Below are 16,234 nucleotides of genomic sequence, written 5' to 3' on the forward strand. Positions count from 1 at the left end.
CAAAAATAGCCGCAAGCATAAATCAAATCAAGATGTACTTAGACGGAAGGATACAAATAAACAGAGTCAGTTTTTGTATAAAAAACCCACTTAATTCTCTGAAATTATGATATATTTTAATTTAACTAACTGACATATTTACATTCTACAATCGATTGATTATTTATAAACTGGCTAATAAATAGTATAAAAAATCTATAAAATTAATTTGTGGAAAAGCACTACACACAACAACGTATATAAAAAATAGCGGTTTTGGTGCTTAAACGGAAATGAATTTTATAAATTTAGTCAGTACAAATACGAAAAGTTAGTGCCTAAAATCCGCTACTTTTCATAGTGTGCCAAGAATCAACCACGGCAATAAAAGGTTGAATGCTGTAGATAAGATGATGGTAGACCCATCAGAGTCGTTGTATAGGCGATGGCTCTAAACCCCCTAAAGGTGCTTTGATTAATAGTCTTGGTACTGAGCGTTTAGGAGAATCTAATCCAAGAGATTAGCAGGTGCGAATAAAGGAGTTGAACGTAAGTGAACCACTGAAGAGGTGTCGAGAAGTAGGAACCTCCAGTCAAAAGCTACGAAGTATGATACGGAGTTAAAAGTAATAGTAGGGATACTATTAATTACAGAGGAAACCTATTTATTTTCTGTAAGGCTGGCGTCATTCAGGTGGCAAGAACTTTATTTAGGCTTATTTACGGAACTTGGGAAGCTGCATACAAATGATAAGGGAAATGTACAATAGGCACACCCTAGAGGCAGAAAACCGATAGTGTATGTAGTGGCAGATTAACCCGTAGTAGTGCTGAAGTTTCTGTAATGGGAATGAAGCGAAGGGGTTAAGTTGTACCGTTTTATTTTATTTACCAACTTACAAAAAGTGAGGATGACTTTATGGAATGAAACAAAATCAATACCGATAAGCCGTCAAATAATTTGGCAGGCTTATCAACAAGTGCGTTCCAATAAAGGAAGTGCAGGAGTGGATGCGATAGATATGCAAGAATTTGATGCAAATCGAAATAACCATCTGTACAAATTATGGAATCGTATGGCATCAGGGAGCTATTTTCCACCACCAGTCAAAGAAGTAGAAATCTCCAAAAAGGATGGAAGTATCCGTAAATTAGGAATTCCTACAATAAGCGACAGGGTTGGGCAAATGGCGGTTAAAATGTTTATCGAACCAAGATTAGAGGCAGTATTTAGCCCAAATTCTTACGGCTATCGACCAAAGAGAAATGCCCATCAGGCATTATCAAAGGTAAGAGAGAACTGTTGGAAGCAAGATTGGGTGATAGACCTTGATATCAAGGGATTCTTTGATACTATTGACCACAACAAATTGATGTTAGCTGTAAAGAAGCATGTACCTGAAAAATGGATACTACTTTACATTAAACGATGGTTGGAAGCACCCGTTTTTACAACATCTGGAGAATTACTTCAAAAGCAAGGAATGGGAACACCCCAAGGAGGAGTAATCAGTCCATTATTGGCTAATTTATTTCTACACTATGCTTTTGATAAATGGTTAGAAAACACAGGTGAAAATGTGCTATTTACACGTTATGCCGATGATGTAATAGTACATTGTAGAAGTAAAGCCCAAGCAGAACAAGTACTGCAAAAGATACATCAAAGGATGACATCTGTAAGATTGGAGTTACATCCAGAAAAGACAAAAATAGTCTATTGCAGAGACCATCGTAGAAGAGGTGATTATCCAAAAGTAAAATTTGATTTCTTAGGATATTCTTTTCAACCTAGAACGGCATTTTCAAAGAAAAAGAAAGCGTTATTTTTAGGGTATGATTGTGCCATAAGTATTAGTTCAAGAAAACGAATTGCAGATAAACTTGAAGAACTCAATGTAGGTAAATTGACTTTTAAAAGCATTGTAGGGGTTGCTCAATACTTAAATCCAATGATAAGAGGATGGGTAGGTTACTATGGTAAATTCAAAATGTATGAACTCACCAAAGTTTTCAGGTTATTAAGTCAGCGATTGGTTTGGTGGGCAAGGAAAAGGTATAAGCGTTACAAAACCAGTATTAGAAAAGGGTATAAATGGTTAGCAACTGTTAGGAAACAATATCCTAACTTATTTTACCATTGGCAATTTTCACATATTAATGTAATCGCTTAGATTTGTATAACAAGAGCCGTGTGAGGGGAGACTTTCATGCACGGTTCTGGGAGAGGCTTAGGGTGAAATTCCCTTTGCCTACTCGATGCCTAGACGTTACCAGCAATAAAAATGACAAAAACGATATTTTATATGAGCTTAATTTCTTGGTTGGTCGGACTTTTTGGATGTGCTAAAAACGGACAACAATTAAATTCAGAATCGACAACTCAAAATGAACTGACTTTTGAAGTAGATGAAATCAAGAGGGACGTTCTTGTAAAAAAATATGATCTACTAAACTTCCCGAACTTATCTAATCCCGTTTTTTTGACCCTTGATGAGTTTTTTGACGGTAATAATGACGATGCGTCTATTGCACCTAATCTGGACACCAAATTGAACGTAAGTGAATATTATAAGAGCTTAAAAAACATTGAAAATGACACACGTATAATCGGAGCATTTGCGGAATTGAAGGATGTGATGATTTATGAAAATAATCGACTTAATGATAATGAATGGTTTTATACTGACATTATTTATTTTGTAGGTGATATTTCAAAAGAAGAAGTTGCCGAAAAAGTAAAGGATCTTCAGCCTGATGAAGTTGAATATACAGAAGATGAGAGAATCATTGGTTTAAACAATGGCTACCAAGGCAAAAAAATAGTTTATGTCTGGTGGGATTAAAAAAAGATAAAAAGCTGGTAACACGCTGTATATTTCATGGCTGGTTAGTGGTTTTCGAGGCTTTGGTTCTTCGTAGAAATCCCGTCAATCTGCAAGATTGACTAGCTTCGGAGGACAAATTTAGCAAGTCAATCTTGCAGATTGACTACGTGGTAAACCGAAATTTCACTACCTTGAATTCAGCCACGAAAACATACAGTAATCGTTACCAGCAACTGAAAAAAAATAGATGGAATTAAAAGACTTTATATCAGAAACTATCAAACAAGTAACAGACGGGATTCTTGAAGGAAGCTCTTATGTTAAAGCAAAAAGTAATTCTAGCGAAGGTGTGCGAGACCAATACACAAAAATTGATTTTGATATCGCAATTACTACCAATGAAGAAAACAAAGATGATTTAGGGGGGAAAGTTTCGGTAGTTCAAGTGTTTAGTGCTGGAGCATCGACTTCAAAATCCGCTTCAACCTCAAGTCAAAATAGAATTAAATTTGAAGTGCTTGCACACGTAAAGACTAGTTAAAACAAAAAAACTTTTAAATAATGGGACAAATTAAGATACAAGAAAGCGAGATTACCTTAACTCATGGAAGAACAGGTAAAATAGCTGTAATAACGTATTTGGGAGAGGAAGATCCCGTGGCTATCCTTGATCAAGCCGTCTCCACTTATGTCGCCAATAAAGGGTATAATGAATTTATTGATATTAACATGGATAACCCATGGACTAGGGTTGTTATGTCTGGAATTAATGAAATGAATCAAATGGATTTTGACCCTAATACTCACAGGTTATAACATGGACGAAAGTAAATTAGGAGGTGCTCTTGAACATTGGCTAGGTTTTCAAGATAAAATTGGAAGAGCGTTTATGATGAACGAGGATGCTCTAAAATATCCGCTTTCAGATTACCTAGTAAATAATGGTGGAGCACATATAAACACAATCGAATTAGAATTATCTCATCCTGACTTCTCAAATCGACTAATTGACCTAACAATAACCAATAATGAAACTATTCACAGAGCTTCAACCGATAAAATCATAAATGCTTTTGAATTGAAGTTGGCAAAAACTAGTACTCGTCATCTGTCAGAAAAAAGAAGATTATTTAATGACCTGATTCGAATGGCTATGGCAAATCATCATTCTCAGGAAAAATGCTACTTTATAATAGCTGGAAAAAGTAATGACTTTGAAACGAACTTTCGAAACTATGAGGATAGCAATAATGTGAAGTTTTATCGTCAATGGTTCAAATTCGTAAAAGGGCAGAAAGCAACTTTTAATGTCGCTACCGAAACAAATAATGACTATAAAGATATATATGATCATTTTGTAGACAGCTACAAAGAACGATACACCAATGGTACCTTAACTTTACCAAATCAAATCACTACTACCTGTGAATTTGTAACGGCATTTAAAGCTCAGTATGTCCCTTATATGGCTGGCGTTTGGTCTGTTGAGTAGGAAAAAGCTGGTAACACTGTATATAGCAAATAGGGCGTTCGGTGGTTTACGAAAGTTCAGTGCTATTTACAAACCCCGCCAAATCGTTGATTTGGCTTTTAAAAATGAATAAGATAAAAACAAAATACAACGCTTTGGCTAAGTACAACCTTGAAAGTTTATTGCTTTCTACTGCCCTACTTGCCATAGTGTGCCAAGAATCAACCACGGCAATAAAAGGTTGAATGCTGTAGATAAGATGATGGTAGACCCATCAGAGTCGTTGTATAGGCGATGGCTCTAAACCCCCTAAAGGTGCTTTGATTAATAGTCTTGGTACTGAGCGTTTAGGAGAATCTAATCCAAGAGATTAGCAGGTGCGAATAAAGGAGTTGAACGTAAGTGAACCACTGAAGAGGTGTCGAGAAGTAGGAACCTCCAGTCAAAAGCTACGAAGTATGATACGGAGTTAAAAGTAATAGTAGGGATACTATTAATTACAGAGGAAACCTATTTATTTTCTGTAAGGCTGGCGTCATTCAGGTGGCAAGAACTTTATTTAGGCTTATTTACGGAACTTGGGAAGCTGCATACAAATGATAAGGGAAATGTACAATAGGCACACCCTAGAGGCAGAAAACCGATAGTGTATGTAGTGGCAGATTAACCCGTAGTAGTGCTGAAGTTTCTGTAATGGGAATGAAGCGAAGGGGTTAAGTTGTACCGTTTTATTTTATTTACCAACTTACAAAAAGTGAGGATGACTTTATGGAATGAAACAAAATCAATACCGATAAGCCGTCAAATAATTTGGCAGGCTTATCAACAAGTGCGTTCCAATAAAGGAAGTGCAGGAGTGGATGCGATAGATATGCAAGAATTTGATGCAAATCGAAATAACCATCTGTACAAATTATGGAATCGTATGGCATCAGGGAGCTATTTTCCACCACCAGTCAAAGAAGTAGAAATCTCCAAAAAGGATGGAAGTATCCGTAAATTAGGAATTCCTACAATAAGCGACAGGGTTGGGCAAATGGCGGTTAAAATGTTTATCGAACCAAGATTAGAGGCAGTATTTAGCCCAAATTCTTACGGCTATCGACCAAAGAGAAATGCCCATCAGGCATTATCAAAGGTAAGAGAGAACTGTTGGAAGCAAGATTGGGTGATAGACCTTGATATCAAGGGATTCTTTGATACTATTGACCACAACAAATTGATGTTAGCTGTAAAGAAGCATGTACCTGAAAAATGGATACTACTTTACATTAAACGATGGTTGGAAGCACCCGTTTTTACAACATCTGGAGAATTACTTCAAAAGCAAGGAATGGGAACACCCCAAGGAGGAGTAATCAGTCCATTATTGGCTAATTTATTTCTACACTATGCTTTTGATAAATGGTTAGAAAACACAGGTGAAAATGTGCTATTTACACGTTATGCCGATGATGTAATAGTACATTGTAGAAGTAAAGCCCAAGCAGAACAAGTACTGCAAAAGATACATCAAAGGATGACATCTGTAAGATTGGAGTTACATCCAGAAAAGACAAAAATAGTCTATTGCAGAGACCATCGTAGAAGAGGTGATTATCCAAAAGTAAAATTTGATTTCTTAGGATATTCTTTTCAACCTAGAACGGCATTTTCAAAGAAAAAGAAAGCGTTATTTTTAGGGTATGATTGTGCCATAAGTATTAGTTCAAGAAAACGAATTGCAGATAAACTTGAAGAACTCAATGTAGGTAAATTGACTTTTAAAAGCATTGTAGGGGTTGCTCAATACTTAAATCCAATGATAAGAGGATGGGTAGGTTACTATGGTAAATTCAAAATGTATGAACTCACCAAAGTTTTCAGGTTATTAAGTCAGCGATTGGTTTGGTGGGCAAGGAAAAGGTATAAGCGTTACAAAACCAGTATTAGAAAAGGGTATAAATGGTTAGCAACTGTTAGGAAACAATATCCTAACTTATTTTACCATTGGCAATTTTCACATATTAATGTAATCGCTTAGATTTGTATAACAAGAGCCGTGTGAGGGGAGACTTTCATGCACGGTTCTGGGAGAGGCTTAGGGTGAAATTCCCTTTGCCTACTCGATTACTAACCGTTGTAGTGCATTAAAAGTATCCATAAAATATGTATAAAAAAATTGATGAATTTAATAATGTAAATGGGGACTATATTTTAGATGAAAATTTAATATTTGGAGTAAATGACACTTTGACCATATATGGTAAAAGTAAAAAAATACAAATACCAGGAGATATTTCAAGGCTAACACAGATTCAGAATAAGGTTTTTGTTGAGTTTTTCTCTAAAAAAGATGGATTTGAAAGCACTTTGATGTTTGACAAAAATTTATCCCAAATAAATGATAACCCTTTTGTCAAAAAAATGATTAGAGATAATACAGAGAATATAGTGATTGCTCTTTCCTATGACAAAGAATTTAACACGATAACTAACATTATAGATTTAAACAATAATGAAATGTTATGGACTGGAAACATAAATCCATATGGCTTTTGTATAATAAATTCAGAACTTGCTTTATTTTGGGATAATAAAAAAATGGAATTAATAAATTATTCCTTAAACAGAACAATAAAAACATATGATATCTTAAAGAAAAATATAAAAATTAAAAAAACATTAGGACTGTATAAAGACAAGTTTCTTATTTTATTTGAAAACGGTTTAATATCAAGTTTAGATATAAAAAGCATTGAATTTAAAGACTTTTATAACTTATCCAATACTTCTTTGACGAAAAATTTAATTTGGGATTCTATATATTTAGATAAAAAGAAAAATAAACTAAAATGTTTAAATGGTAGATATTATTTTCAGATAGATTTAAATAGCTTGAAAATTGAAATAAAGAAAGATTTTGGAGAATATAAAAATGGAAATTGGTGGATTTCCAAAAGTATATATCTCAAAGGTATGTTGACTTTTACTGGTTCAAAAGATGGAATAAGTACTTTGCCAAACTCATATGGAATTTTCAACACTTATAGTTTTGAAATTGAATGGAGTGATGGTATAAAACCAACTCAAAGAAAAACTAAAGGCTTCTATCCAACTCCGCCAACTGTGAATGAAGAATTTTTAGTAATAAAAGGTTCCGAAAAAAATCTTCATATTTACGAAAAAATAAAATAAACGCACTACAATCGTGTAGATGGCTCCGCCATCATTAGATAGCGGAGTGCACCTCACACACCACCTGCCATACGGGTCTCGTAACAGGCGGTTCACCAAATCGAAGTTTGCGCTTTATTTAAATAGTCTATCAGGAAACTGTTAGCTATATTGTCGAATCCCGGGCTTTAGAGTAGCCTTAGCTCTCTAGTATATCAAACCCCAAACCCCGGGTAGTCGAGTAGCCTCTGCCACATCAAGAATTAATTCAGTTTTGGTTAACATTATAAACGAAAGGTGAACTTAGAGAACCTCAGTTCTCTATAACCTTAAGTCCTGAAAGTTCGTTGCTTCTTTTTTTAGAAAATAATCCCTGTATACGGATATCCGTAATCTTATTTCTAAAAAGTAATTTACTTTAGAGCTTTAAAAATATAGAGGTAACTATATTTTTAATAATTAAGGGATATGAGTACCTTGGTAACTATATAACGTTGTTAGCCACAATACAAACCAACTAAAACCAGACAGATATGAAAACTAAATTACTTTTTGCCTTACTAATTGCATTCTCATTTAAATCATTTTCTCAGACTTTTAATTATGACAATTATAGAGACTTTGTACTTGCCAAATATGAATCTGATTTTAAAAAGCACTATAATAAAAAAAGCAACTTACTTGTGAAAAATGGGATAATTCATATTTTTATAGATGACAAAGGAAATCCTATAGAAACAGGAATCCCAACCACTGCAACTGAAAAAAATACTTACAAAATTCATTTAATAACAGATACTCAAACAGAGTCTACCGAAATTTTTGAATTTTCAGTACAAGGAGAATATAAACCTACTCTTAATATTCAAAATGAAACAGATGTAGAACCTCTTGGGTTTGATGGTGGCGAACCAAGTTTAAAAGAATATGTATATGCAACAGTAGGACCTTTTACAACCGAATTTACATTTACAATAAAAAGAAAGAAAAGGGATGACCCGAGTAATGAAACAGTAATTATTACACGAACAATAAACGTGGCTAAAACTTACCACGTAAGTATATCGACTGGTTTATTTATGACGACATTACAAAACCCTTCTAATATAAAGGAATCCACAAATTCAAATGGAGAAACAACATTAATTGCGGATGATGTTAATACGAGAGGAATAGTTGCTCTAAATGCTGTGTTTTATCCAAAAGGAAGGTCATTTTTATTTCCACCATCTGGAGGAATTTTCAGCCCGGAAAGATTTGGAATTTTAGTTGGAACACAAATAGATAAAGACCAATTCGAGAATTTCATTGGTGGAATTCAATTTGACTTTGCAAGAGGAGGAAGTGTTGCTTTTGGAGCTCACTATGGCAGAAGAAACACAATCTCTGGATATGATAAATTTGATTTTGGAAATGAAAAATTTGAAGGAAATATTGATACTGATATAGTGAAAGAATGGAACGTTGGTTTTTTCATAGGAGCAAACTTAGATTTACGAATATTTGGTCAATTATTTAAAGCCACTGAATAAGTACTGTGGCTAATCGTGTAGATGGCTCCGCCATCATTAGATAGCGGAGTGCACCTCACACACCACCTGCCATACGGGTCTCGTAACAGGCGGTTCACCAAATCGAAGTTTGCTCCTCATTTAAGTAGTCAATCATAGGAACGTATCCTTTTCTTTTGAGTCTGGATATGGTAATAGTAGTACCTAGTATAGGACTTTGGGCTACTGCCCAGCCTCCCATTCGGGTTCGACTCCAAGCATAGGCTTGTCCGTGTTTAATCCCTAATCGAATCAGATTCTTACGTTTTCTCTCTACCTTTTTCCAATAATGCCAAATACAATACCGTAACCGATTGCGTAACCATTCGTCTAGCTTTTTCAGCTTGGTATAGCTGTTGGTCAACCGATAATTGTTGACCCATCCTCTGCATACTTGGGTAATTCTGTCCAATCGTTCTATCAAGGACATCGGTTTGGTTTTCTTGGTCAAACCTTTAAGATTACGCTTAAATGTATTCCAACTACTTTTACTAACAACCAACTGGTACTGTCCTTTTATGCCTTTCTTGTAGATCGGCACAAATCCATGCCCTAGCAACTCAAAATTTACAGGTCTGCGTATACCGCTTTTTGCCTTGTTTATTGGTAATTTAAGTCTTTCTCTTAGAAAAACATAAATCCTGTTTCCAACTTCTTTAGCTTTGCTTCTGGATTTTGTATAGACACTAAAATCATCTGCATAGCGCACATATCGTAGCCCTTGTCTTTCCAGTTCCTTATCCAAAACATCTAACATGATATTAGATAATAATGGGCTTAGTGGGCTTCCTTGAGGGATGCCTCTTCGGCGTTTATAAAACCTACCATCTATAACAATGGGAGATCGTAGCCATTTACGAATCAATCGAAGGGTAATCGGACATGGTACCTTGTTGTAAATTAATTGTAGTAAAATACTGTGGTCTACCTTATCAAAAAATCCTTCTAAATCAATATCTACAATATCCTGAAATCCATCATTGATGTACCCCTGTGCTTGTAACACTGCTTTATGGATGTTCTTCTTTGGACGGAAACCATAACTAAACGATTCAAAATCATATTCGAACTTTGTCATTAGTTGTTGGCTTACCGCTTGTTGCAACCACCTGTCTACTACTGTTGGAATACCCAAAAGTCTGGTTTTACCTTGACCTTTGGGAATACGGACTCCTAAAATCCCATCGGGGGTATAGCTATTATCCAAAATAGAGGTTAGAAGCTTGGTTCGGTGTTTCCGTATAAAATCGGGAAGATCCCAATACCTAACTCCATCTACTCCACTAGCACCCTTGTTACGCAAGACTTGACGTTCTGCTTTATAAAGGTTAGTAGCTTCTAATACCGATGCAATCATAGGTTTAAATAATTTGTTGTACTCCTGTCTGCCTAAGATTAGGCTAGCAATGCCTCCTAATCGAATTTAAACGTGATTTAATGTTCTGTCCTTCCTTACTTGTGAGACCTATGCAATTTCTATTTGCAACTCGTTTCCCATAAGTACTATGACTTCTGCTGACTTCTCCATAAAACCAACTCGTGGCTCTGGAGACCTCCCCAGGTAATGACATCTTCTTTCACTCGATCCCTGCCGCATCTACTATTTCGATACCTACTGAAAAAAACAGCATTTTGGACTTTGCAGTGGTGTGCCTACTTATCCGATCTAATAGCCTCAATATGCGATTCGTGTACCTCAGTACCGAGCTTTGTAGTCTCGCTTCCTTCACTGCATATCTCACGATAAACCAGCTTGCGACTTACTAATGGTTCAAGGCGTAACCCCTGCCCATAAGGGACTTGCACCCTCTAGATTAATTATTTATCTTCGATAAATAATAGATGCCCATGCTGGGCACACACAATGGCTATAGTTAATACGGGTTTTGGTGCTTAATTCAAAGTTTAGAGCTTTAAACGAAGTCCGCCAAATCTTTTGATTTGGCTTTATAACAAAAAAGATAAAACAAAATAAAAAGTTTTGGCTAAGTGCTTAATCGAAAGTTCACAACTTTTAATTCCCGCACTAACCATAGCCGAGCCGTTGTGCATCATACAAGGAGACAATCGAAATACAAATAAATGAATGAACATAAAAAACTATTGTCTTGCTGGCATAAATTAGAATATTTTAGTCCTGTTTCTACACCAAAAGCTTCTGAAAAAAATGTTGAGCTACTGACTGAGAAAGAACCTTGGAAAATGCCTTTAAAATCTGAGGATCCAAATAAAACTATTGAATATACAATCTACTTAGGTGTATTCGACTCTTCTGTTGTTAATGAGTTTGTGAAAAATTACTTCAAAGACACAAAAAAAGATGAGAATTTCAGAAATTCAAAAATTTGTTTTGCTACAATAAAATTAGATATTGAAGGAAAATACATCAATGATTCTTTTGGAGTATCAACGTTACCTTGGGCACTAAGTCAATTGGAAAACAATAAAATAAAAAATGATAATTGGGAACTTTCATTTGAAACTATAAAGGATAGCTTACAAGAATATTTAGAACTAAATTTTAAAGAAACAATAACCAACTCAAATGAAGAAGTTATCAAGGTTTCAACTATTGTTAGTAATAGTCAATTATTAAAATTTCAAGATAAGGTTGAAACACTTAGTAATTGGAGTATAAAACCTACTAAAGAAATATATGTAAAAAGGATAGAGAAATTTAAAACTAAAAATGAAACTAAAGCTACTGCTGATATTCTTAATAGTTTTTATATAAAAGATTTAGAAAAAATAATTTCTACCTATGACAAAAAGTCAATTCCTAAAGCCTTTCAACAGTATTTAGATGGTAGTTTAAATAAGCAATCAAACAGATTAGATGTTTCTAAAAAAATTGACAACTTAAAGAATAATTTATCTCCAAATAATTATCCTGATGGATGTTGGCCTTCTGATTATACTTTAAGTTTAATGCAACAATTTGCAGTAAATAACATTTTTAACAATTTAGCTGAAAGTAACCAAGAAGGAATGTTTTCAGTGAATGGACCTCCAGGAACAGGGAAAACAACTTTACTTAGAGATATTATTGCTCCAATAATTGTAAAACGAGCTAAGGAACTTATTAAAATTGAAAATCCTTCTGATGCTTTCGAGAAAGTAGGTTCAATTGAAATTAATGAAAAGTATTCTCCTTGGATCTATGAACCCGTAAAATCAATATCAAATGGAGGAATCGTGATTGCTTCATCAAATAACGGGGCAGTCGAAAATATATCTAAAGAATTACCATTAAAAGAAGAAGTTTCAAAACAATATAGTTCTAAGATATCTTATTTTAAAAATGTTGCAGAAGATTGTATTAGTAATGAAAATTGGGGGATTATATCTGCTGTTTTAGGAAACAAACAAAATAGAAATACCTTGGTAAGCAGTTTATGGTTCAACAAAGACTTTAAAGATTTACAAAACACATTAAAAGAAAATAAATTATTTGACAATGCGGAATGGGATAAAATAAAAGCCGAATTTATTGATAAATTGAATGAAATTTCAACAGAAAAGAAAAGGCTAGAAACTTTCAAAAAAGATTATGAAATTTATTTAGAAACTAAAAAATCATTATTTGAAACAAAAGAAGATTTAAAGAATACTAAAGTTAAGTATGAAATAGCAAAAACCAAATATCAAAATCAAAAAACTAAAGTATTAGGCCTCAATAAAGATAAAAAAGAAATTCTTAACGAATTATCCATTATTAAAAGTGGTAAACCAAACTTCTTCTCTTATTGGTTCAATAAAAGTAAGAGAAATACATATAAAAAGGCTTTAGAAATAGCTCAAAATACTTACATCCAGATTTCAGAAAAATTAGATGTTGAAACTTCAATTTTTTCAAAAAACGAATTTGATTTTAATAGCTTAGAAACCTTACTTAAAAAATTAGAGAAAGATAAGTCTAATTTAACAAATCAATTAGAAAAATTAACTACTCTAACTAATAATGCAAGATTAGAATTAAAAAACAATTACGCAGATACTAGTTATTGGGAAAATATAGAATCTAAGAAGTCACAAGAATCTTGTCCTTGGTATTCTAATAAATTAAAGAAATTACAATCCGAATTATTTATTATTTCATTGAAATTAAATGAGATTTTTATACTTACTGCAAATGCAACCTCAAGTAGAATTTCAACAACACTCGCAGGATTTTTTGAATATTTGAAAGGAGATATTTCCGCTTCAAAAAAAGAAATAAAAGGAATGTGGAATACATTTTTTCTTGTAATTCCTGTTATATCTTCAACTTTTGCTTCCATACAAACAATGTTAAAAGATTTAGGTCAGGAAGATATTCCTTGGTTATTTATTGACGAAGCAGGACAAGCAATTCCACAAGCTGCCGTAGGTTCAATATGGCGTTCTAAAAGAGTTGGAGTTGTTGGCGACCCATTTCAAATAGAACCAGTAGTAACTATTCCTAACTCTATCACAGATAATATTAGCAATTATTTTGATTTTAGCAAAGACAATATAAGTTCAGAGCTTTCGGTACAATCAATGGCAGATAGAATTAATCCATTAGGCTCTTACTTAACAATAAATAGCAAAGAAGAATGGATTGGAATACCATTAAGAGTTCACAGAAGATGTATAAGTCCTATGTTTGAAATATCAAATAACATTGCTTACGACAATACTATGTATTGCTCTACTTCTAACCCAAAAAATGTTAACGTGAATTTCAAAACATCATTTATACATTGTAAAGGAATTGTTGAAGGAAGACACTTTGTACAAGAACAAGCTGAAAAGATTAAAGACATTTTGATTGATGAAATTAATTTTTCTAAAAATTTACCTGATGTTTTTGTTATCACCCCATTTAGTCAAATAAGTTATTCGCTAAATTCTTTTCTTTTTAAGCATTTAATAAATGAAGTTAAGAGATATAAAGATATTGATAGTAAAGAGATGGGTGAATGGTTAAGTAGCCATATTGGAACTGTTCATACCTTTCAAGGAAAACAAGCTGAAGGAGTGATTCTATGTTTAGGATTAGACGAAACAACTAAAGGAGCAGCTAATTGGGCTTCGCAAAAACCGAATTTATTAAATGTTGCTATAACAAGAGCAAAATACAGGTTTATTGCTATTGGTGATAAAGAAATATGGCTAAAACAAGCATACTTTAATCAGTTAAATAAACTAGATGAAGAAGTACGAATGCACAATCGTGTAGATGGCTCCACCATCATTAGATAGCGGAGTGCACCTCACACACCACCTGCCATACGGGTCTCGTAACAGGCGGTTCACCAAATCGAAGTTTGCTCCTCATTTAAGTAGTCAATCATAGGAACGTATCCTTTTCTTTTGAGTCTGGATATGGTAATGGTAGTCCTTACTTGTGAGACCTATGCAATTTCTATTTGCAACTCGTTTCCCATAAGTACTATGACTTCTGCTGACTTCTCCATAAAACCAACTCGTAGCTCTGGAGACCTCCCTCGGTAAGATAAATACCCTCTAGTTAATGCCTGCTGAATCTACTATCTTAACCCTTTCTTGTGGACGTTACTATGATGTGCTAGCTTATCCAAATTAAAATAGCCTCGGTATCCAGTTTCTGTTCGTCAGTACCAACTACGTAGTCCGGCTTACTTTAGTGTATAGGTCACCCTAAACCACCTTGCCACTTACTTTGCTTACGGACACGACTCCGTGCATACGGGACTTTAACCCTTTGGGACGTTCATCTAAATGAACTATATTTACCATTCAAGGCACACACGGTATAAAAAACATAGGGCGTTTGTTCTTAACCAAAAGGTCTTTGCATATTAACAAAGTCCGCTAAATATAAAATATGGCATTTATAGAAGAAAAGATAAAAGCTAAATATTTATATTTAGCTAAGTAATAAACTGAAACGATAGTGCTTATTAACTGTCCTACGTTTCTTATACGTAGACATTGTGTGTAATTTCAAAAAACAGTAAATATATTAATATGAGAATATTGATTATATATTTTTTACTTTCATTTTTAATTATTAATTGTTCAAAACAAAAACAATTACCTCTTATTGAAAAAGTTGAACAATTCAAGGTTTCTGAATGTCAAAATGATTGCGGAATTGATTCTATAGGAATTCGAAAAAACGAAATTAAAAATGGTAATCTAAATGTGAAATTAGGTTATATAATAAACTGTTCTTGGAGAAAAGCGTATTTGAAAAATATTACCGAACGAAATGACACATTGTTTGTTGAATTAGATCAAAAAGTGTTAATAGAAGGAGAATACCCTATAACTAGCTGTCATTGTTTTTTTTATTTCAGTTTTGTCATAAAAGATTACAATAATACTCCAAAAACGATTCGTGTACTTGATTTATTTGAGAATAATAAATATTGGGATGAACGAGATTTTGATCGATATGAGATTGAAGAGGTTGAAGAAATTATTATTGATGAAAAATAAACTACACACAATTGAGTAGCCCGACGCGGCAATTAATTACCGCATTGAGGCTCCAATGTCGTTTAGTTAAGAGAATCCCCTCTTGTTACTGAGTTAATTATATTGTATATTTAGGGGTATAAACATTTCTTCTTTATGTGCGAAATAAATAAGATTCGGTCAATTTATACCTAATTATTTATCTCCTCTGGATTATTTTTACTACGGTTCCTGTGTTTTAATTTATAAGGGGATAGATTGGAAAGAGACATTATTACTAGGCTAAACAGGTTTTGGTTGTTTTTACCTCTTTTTTTACACAACGATAGCATCCTTGTGTAAATTGAAAAGTAAAAAAGACTTGCTATATTTGACGACACAGGTCATTAGATTTTGACCATGTATAGCATTTTAATGCTTATTTTTAAATAAACCTTAAAGGAACGACTCCCACTACAAGGAGAATTCCGAACTATTTTTAGGATCGAACAGATCCGCTACGTTATCTACATTTTCACTTCTGCTACATGGAGATTCTTGTACACATTTTGAGATTGAAAAAGTAACTATTCCCTATAGGAGTGAGCTGCAACTTTTCTCTATAGGAAGGAGCTAGAACTATTCCCTATAGGAGTGAGCTGCAACTTTTCTCTATAAGAAGAAGATAGAACTATTCCCTATAGGAGTGAGCTGCAACTTTTCTCTATAAGAAGAAGATAGAACTATTCCCTATAGGAGTGAGCTGCAACTTTTCTCTATAGGAAGGAGCTAGAACTATTCCCTATAGGAGTGAGCTGCAACTTTTCTCTATAGGAAGGAGCTAG

11 protein-coding genes are annotated in these 16,234 nt (G+C 33.8%); 10 read left to right on the forward strand and 1 reads right to left on the reverse strand.

The annotated features are described in order from the left end of the window. Positions 1 to 890 precede the first annotated feature (890 nt). The 8 genes from ltrA (ACZIYX_RS22115) (at position 891) to ACZIYX_RS22150 (ending at position 8,966) form a co-directional block, all read left to right on the forward strand. On the forward strand, positions 891 to 2,153 hold the full coding sequence (gene ltrA / locus ACZIYX_RS22115) for a group II intron reverse transcriptase/maturase (RefSeq protein WP_462684440.1): 1,263 nt from the start codon (positions 891 to 893) through the stop codon (positions 2,151 to 2,153). A 132-nt stretch (positions 2,154 to 2,285) separates the two neighbouring features. Next, positions 2,286 to 2,825: a hypothetical protein gene (locus tag ACZIYX_RS22120; protein ID WP_462684441.1), complete on the forward strand. Its 540-nt coding sequence runs from the start codon at positions 2,286 to 2,288 to the stop codon at positions 2,823 to 2,825. 229 nt (positions 2,826 to 3,054) lie between these two features. After that, a complete protein-coding gene (locus tag ACZIYX_RS22125) occupies positions 3,055 to 3,348 on the forward strand; it encodes a hypothetical protein (RefSeq protein WP_462684442.1) in 294 nt (97 codons plus the stop codon). Positions 3,349 to 3,368: 20 nt separating this feature from the next. Next, positions 3,369 to 3,623, forward strand: coding sequence for a hypothetical protein (locus ACZIYX_RS22130; protein WP_462684443.1), 255 nt, complete (start codon positions 3,369 to 3,371; stop codon positions 3,621 to 3,623). Further along, positions 3,598 to 4,299 (forward strand): hypothetical protein, encoded by a 702-nt coding sequence (locus ACZIYX_RS22135; protein ID WP_462684444.1) that lies wholly within the window; start codon positions 3,598 to 3,600, stop codon positions 4,297 to 4,299. The genes ACZIYX_RS22130 and ACZIYX_RS22135 overlap by 26 nt, the downstream gene beginning before the upstream one ends. Positions 4,300 to 5,038: 739 nt before the next feature. Beyond that, positions 5,039 to 6,301: a group II intron reverse transcriptase/maturase gene (ltrA, locus tag ACZIYX_RS22140; protein ID WP_462684440.1), complete on the forward strand. Its 1,263-nt coding sequence runs from the start codon at positions 5,039 to 5,041 to the stop codon at positions 6,299 to 6,301. Positions 6,302 to 6,426: 125 nt separating this feature from the next. Then, positions 6,427 to 7,455, forward strand: a complete 1,029-nt coding sequence (locus ACZIYX_RS22145) for a hypothetical protein (RefSeq protein ID WP_462684445.1) — start codon at positions 6,427 to 6,429, stop codon at positions 7,453 to 7,455. 512 nt (positions 7,456 to 7,967) lie between these two features. Beyond that, positions 7,968 to 8,966: a hypothetical protein gene (locus tag ACZIYX_RS22150; RefSeq protein ID WP_462684446.1), complete on the forward strand. Its 999-nt coding sequence runs from the start codon at positions 7,968 to 7,970 to the stop codon at positions 8,964 to 8,966. A gap of 94 nt (positions 8,967 to 9,060) precedes the next feature. Here ACZIYX_RS22150 and ltrA (ACZIYX_RS22155) read toward each other — a convergent pair whose 3' ends face one another. Continuing rightward, on the reverse strand, positions 9,061 to 10,341 hold the full coding sequence (gene ltrA / locus ACZIYX_RS22155; RefSeq protein ID WP_462684447.1) for a group II intron reverse transcriptase/maturase: 1,281 nt from the start codon (positions 10,339 to 10,341) through the stop codon (positions 9,061 to 9,063). A gap of 725 nt (positions 10,342 to 11,066) precedes the next feature. On the opposite strand from ltrA (ACZIYX_RS22155), the gene ACZIYX_RS22160 reads away from it, so the two are divergent. After that, complete coding sequence (locus ACZIYX_RS22160; protein WP_462684448.1) at positions 11,067 to 14,210, forward strand: DEAD/DEAH box helicase; 3,144 nt, start codon at positions 11,067 to 11,069, stop codon at positions 14,208 to 14,210. A 747-nt stretch (positions 14,211 to 14,957) separates the two neighbouring features. After that, positions 14,958 to 15,431 (forward strand): hypothetical protein, encoded by a 474-nt coding sequence (locus tag ACZIYX_RS22165; RefSeq protein WP_462684449.1) that lies wholly within the window; start codon positions 14,958 to 14,960, stop codon positions 15,429 to 15,431. Positions 15,432 to 16,234 lie beyond the last annotated feature (803 nt).

It is taken from the genome of Aquimarina sp. (assembly GCF_977115655.1).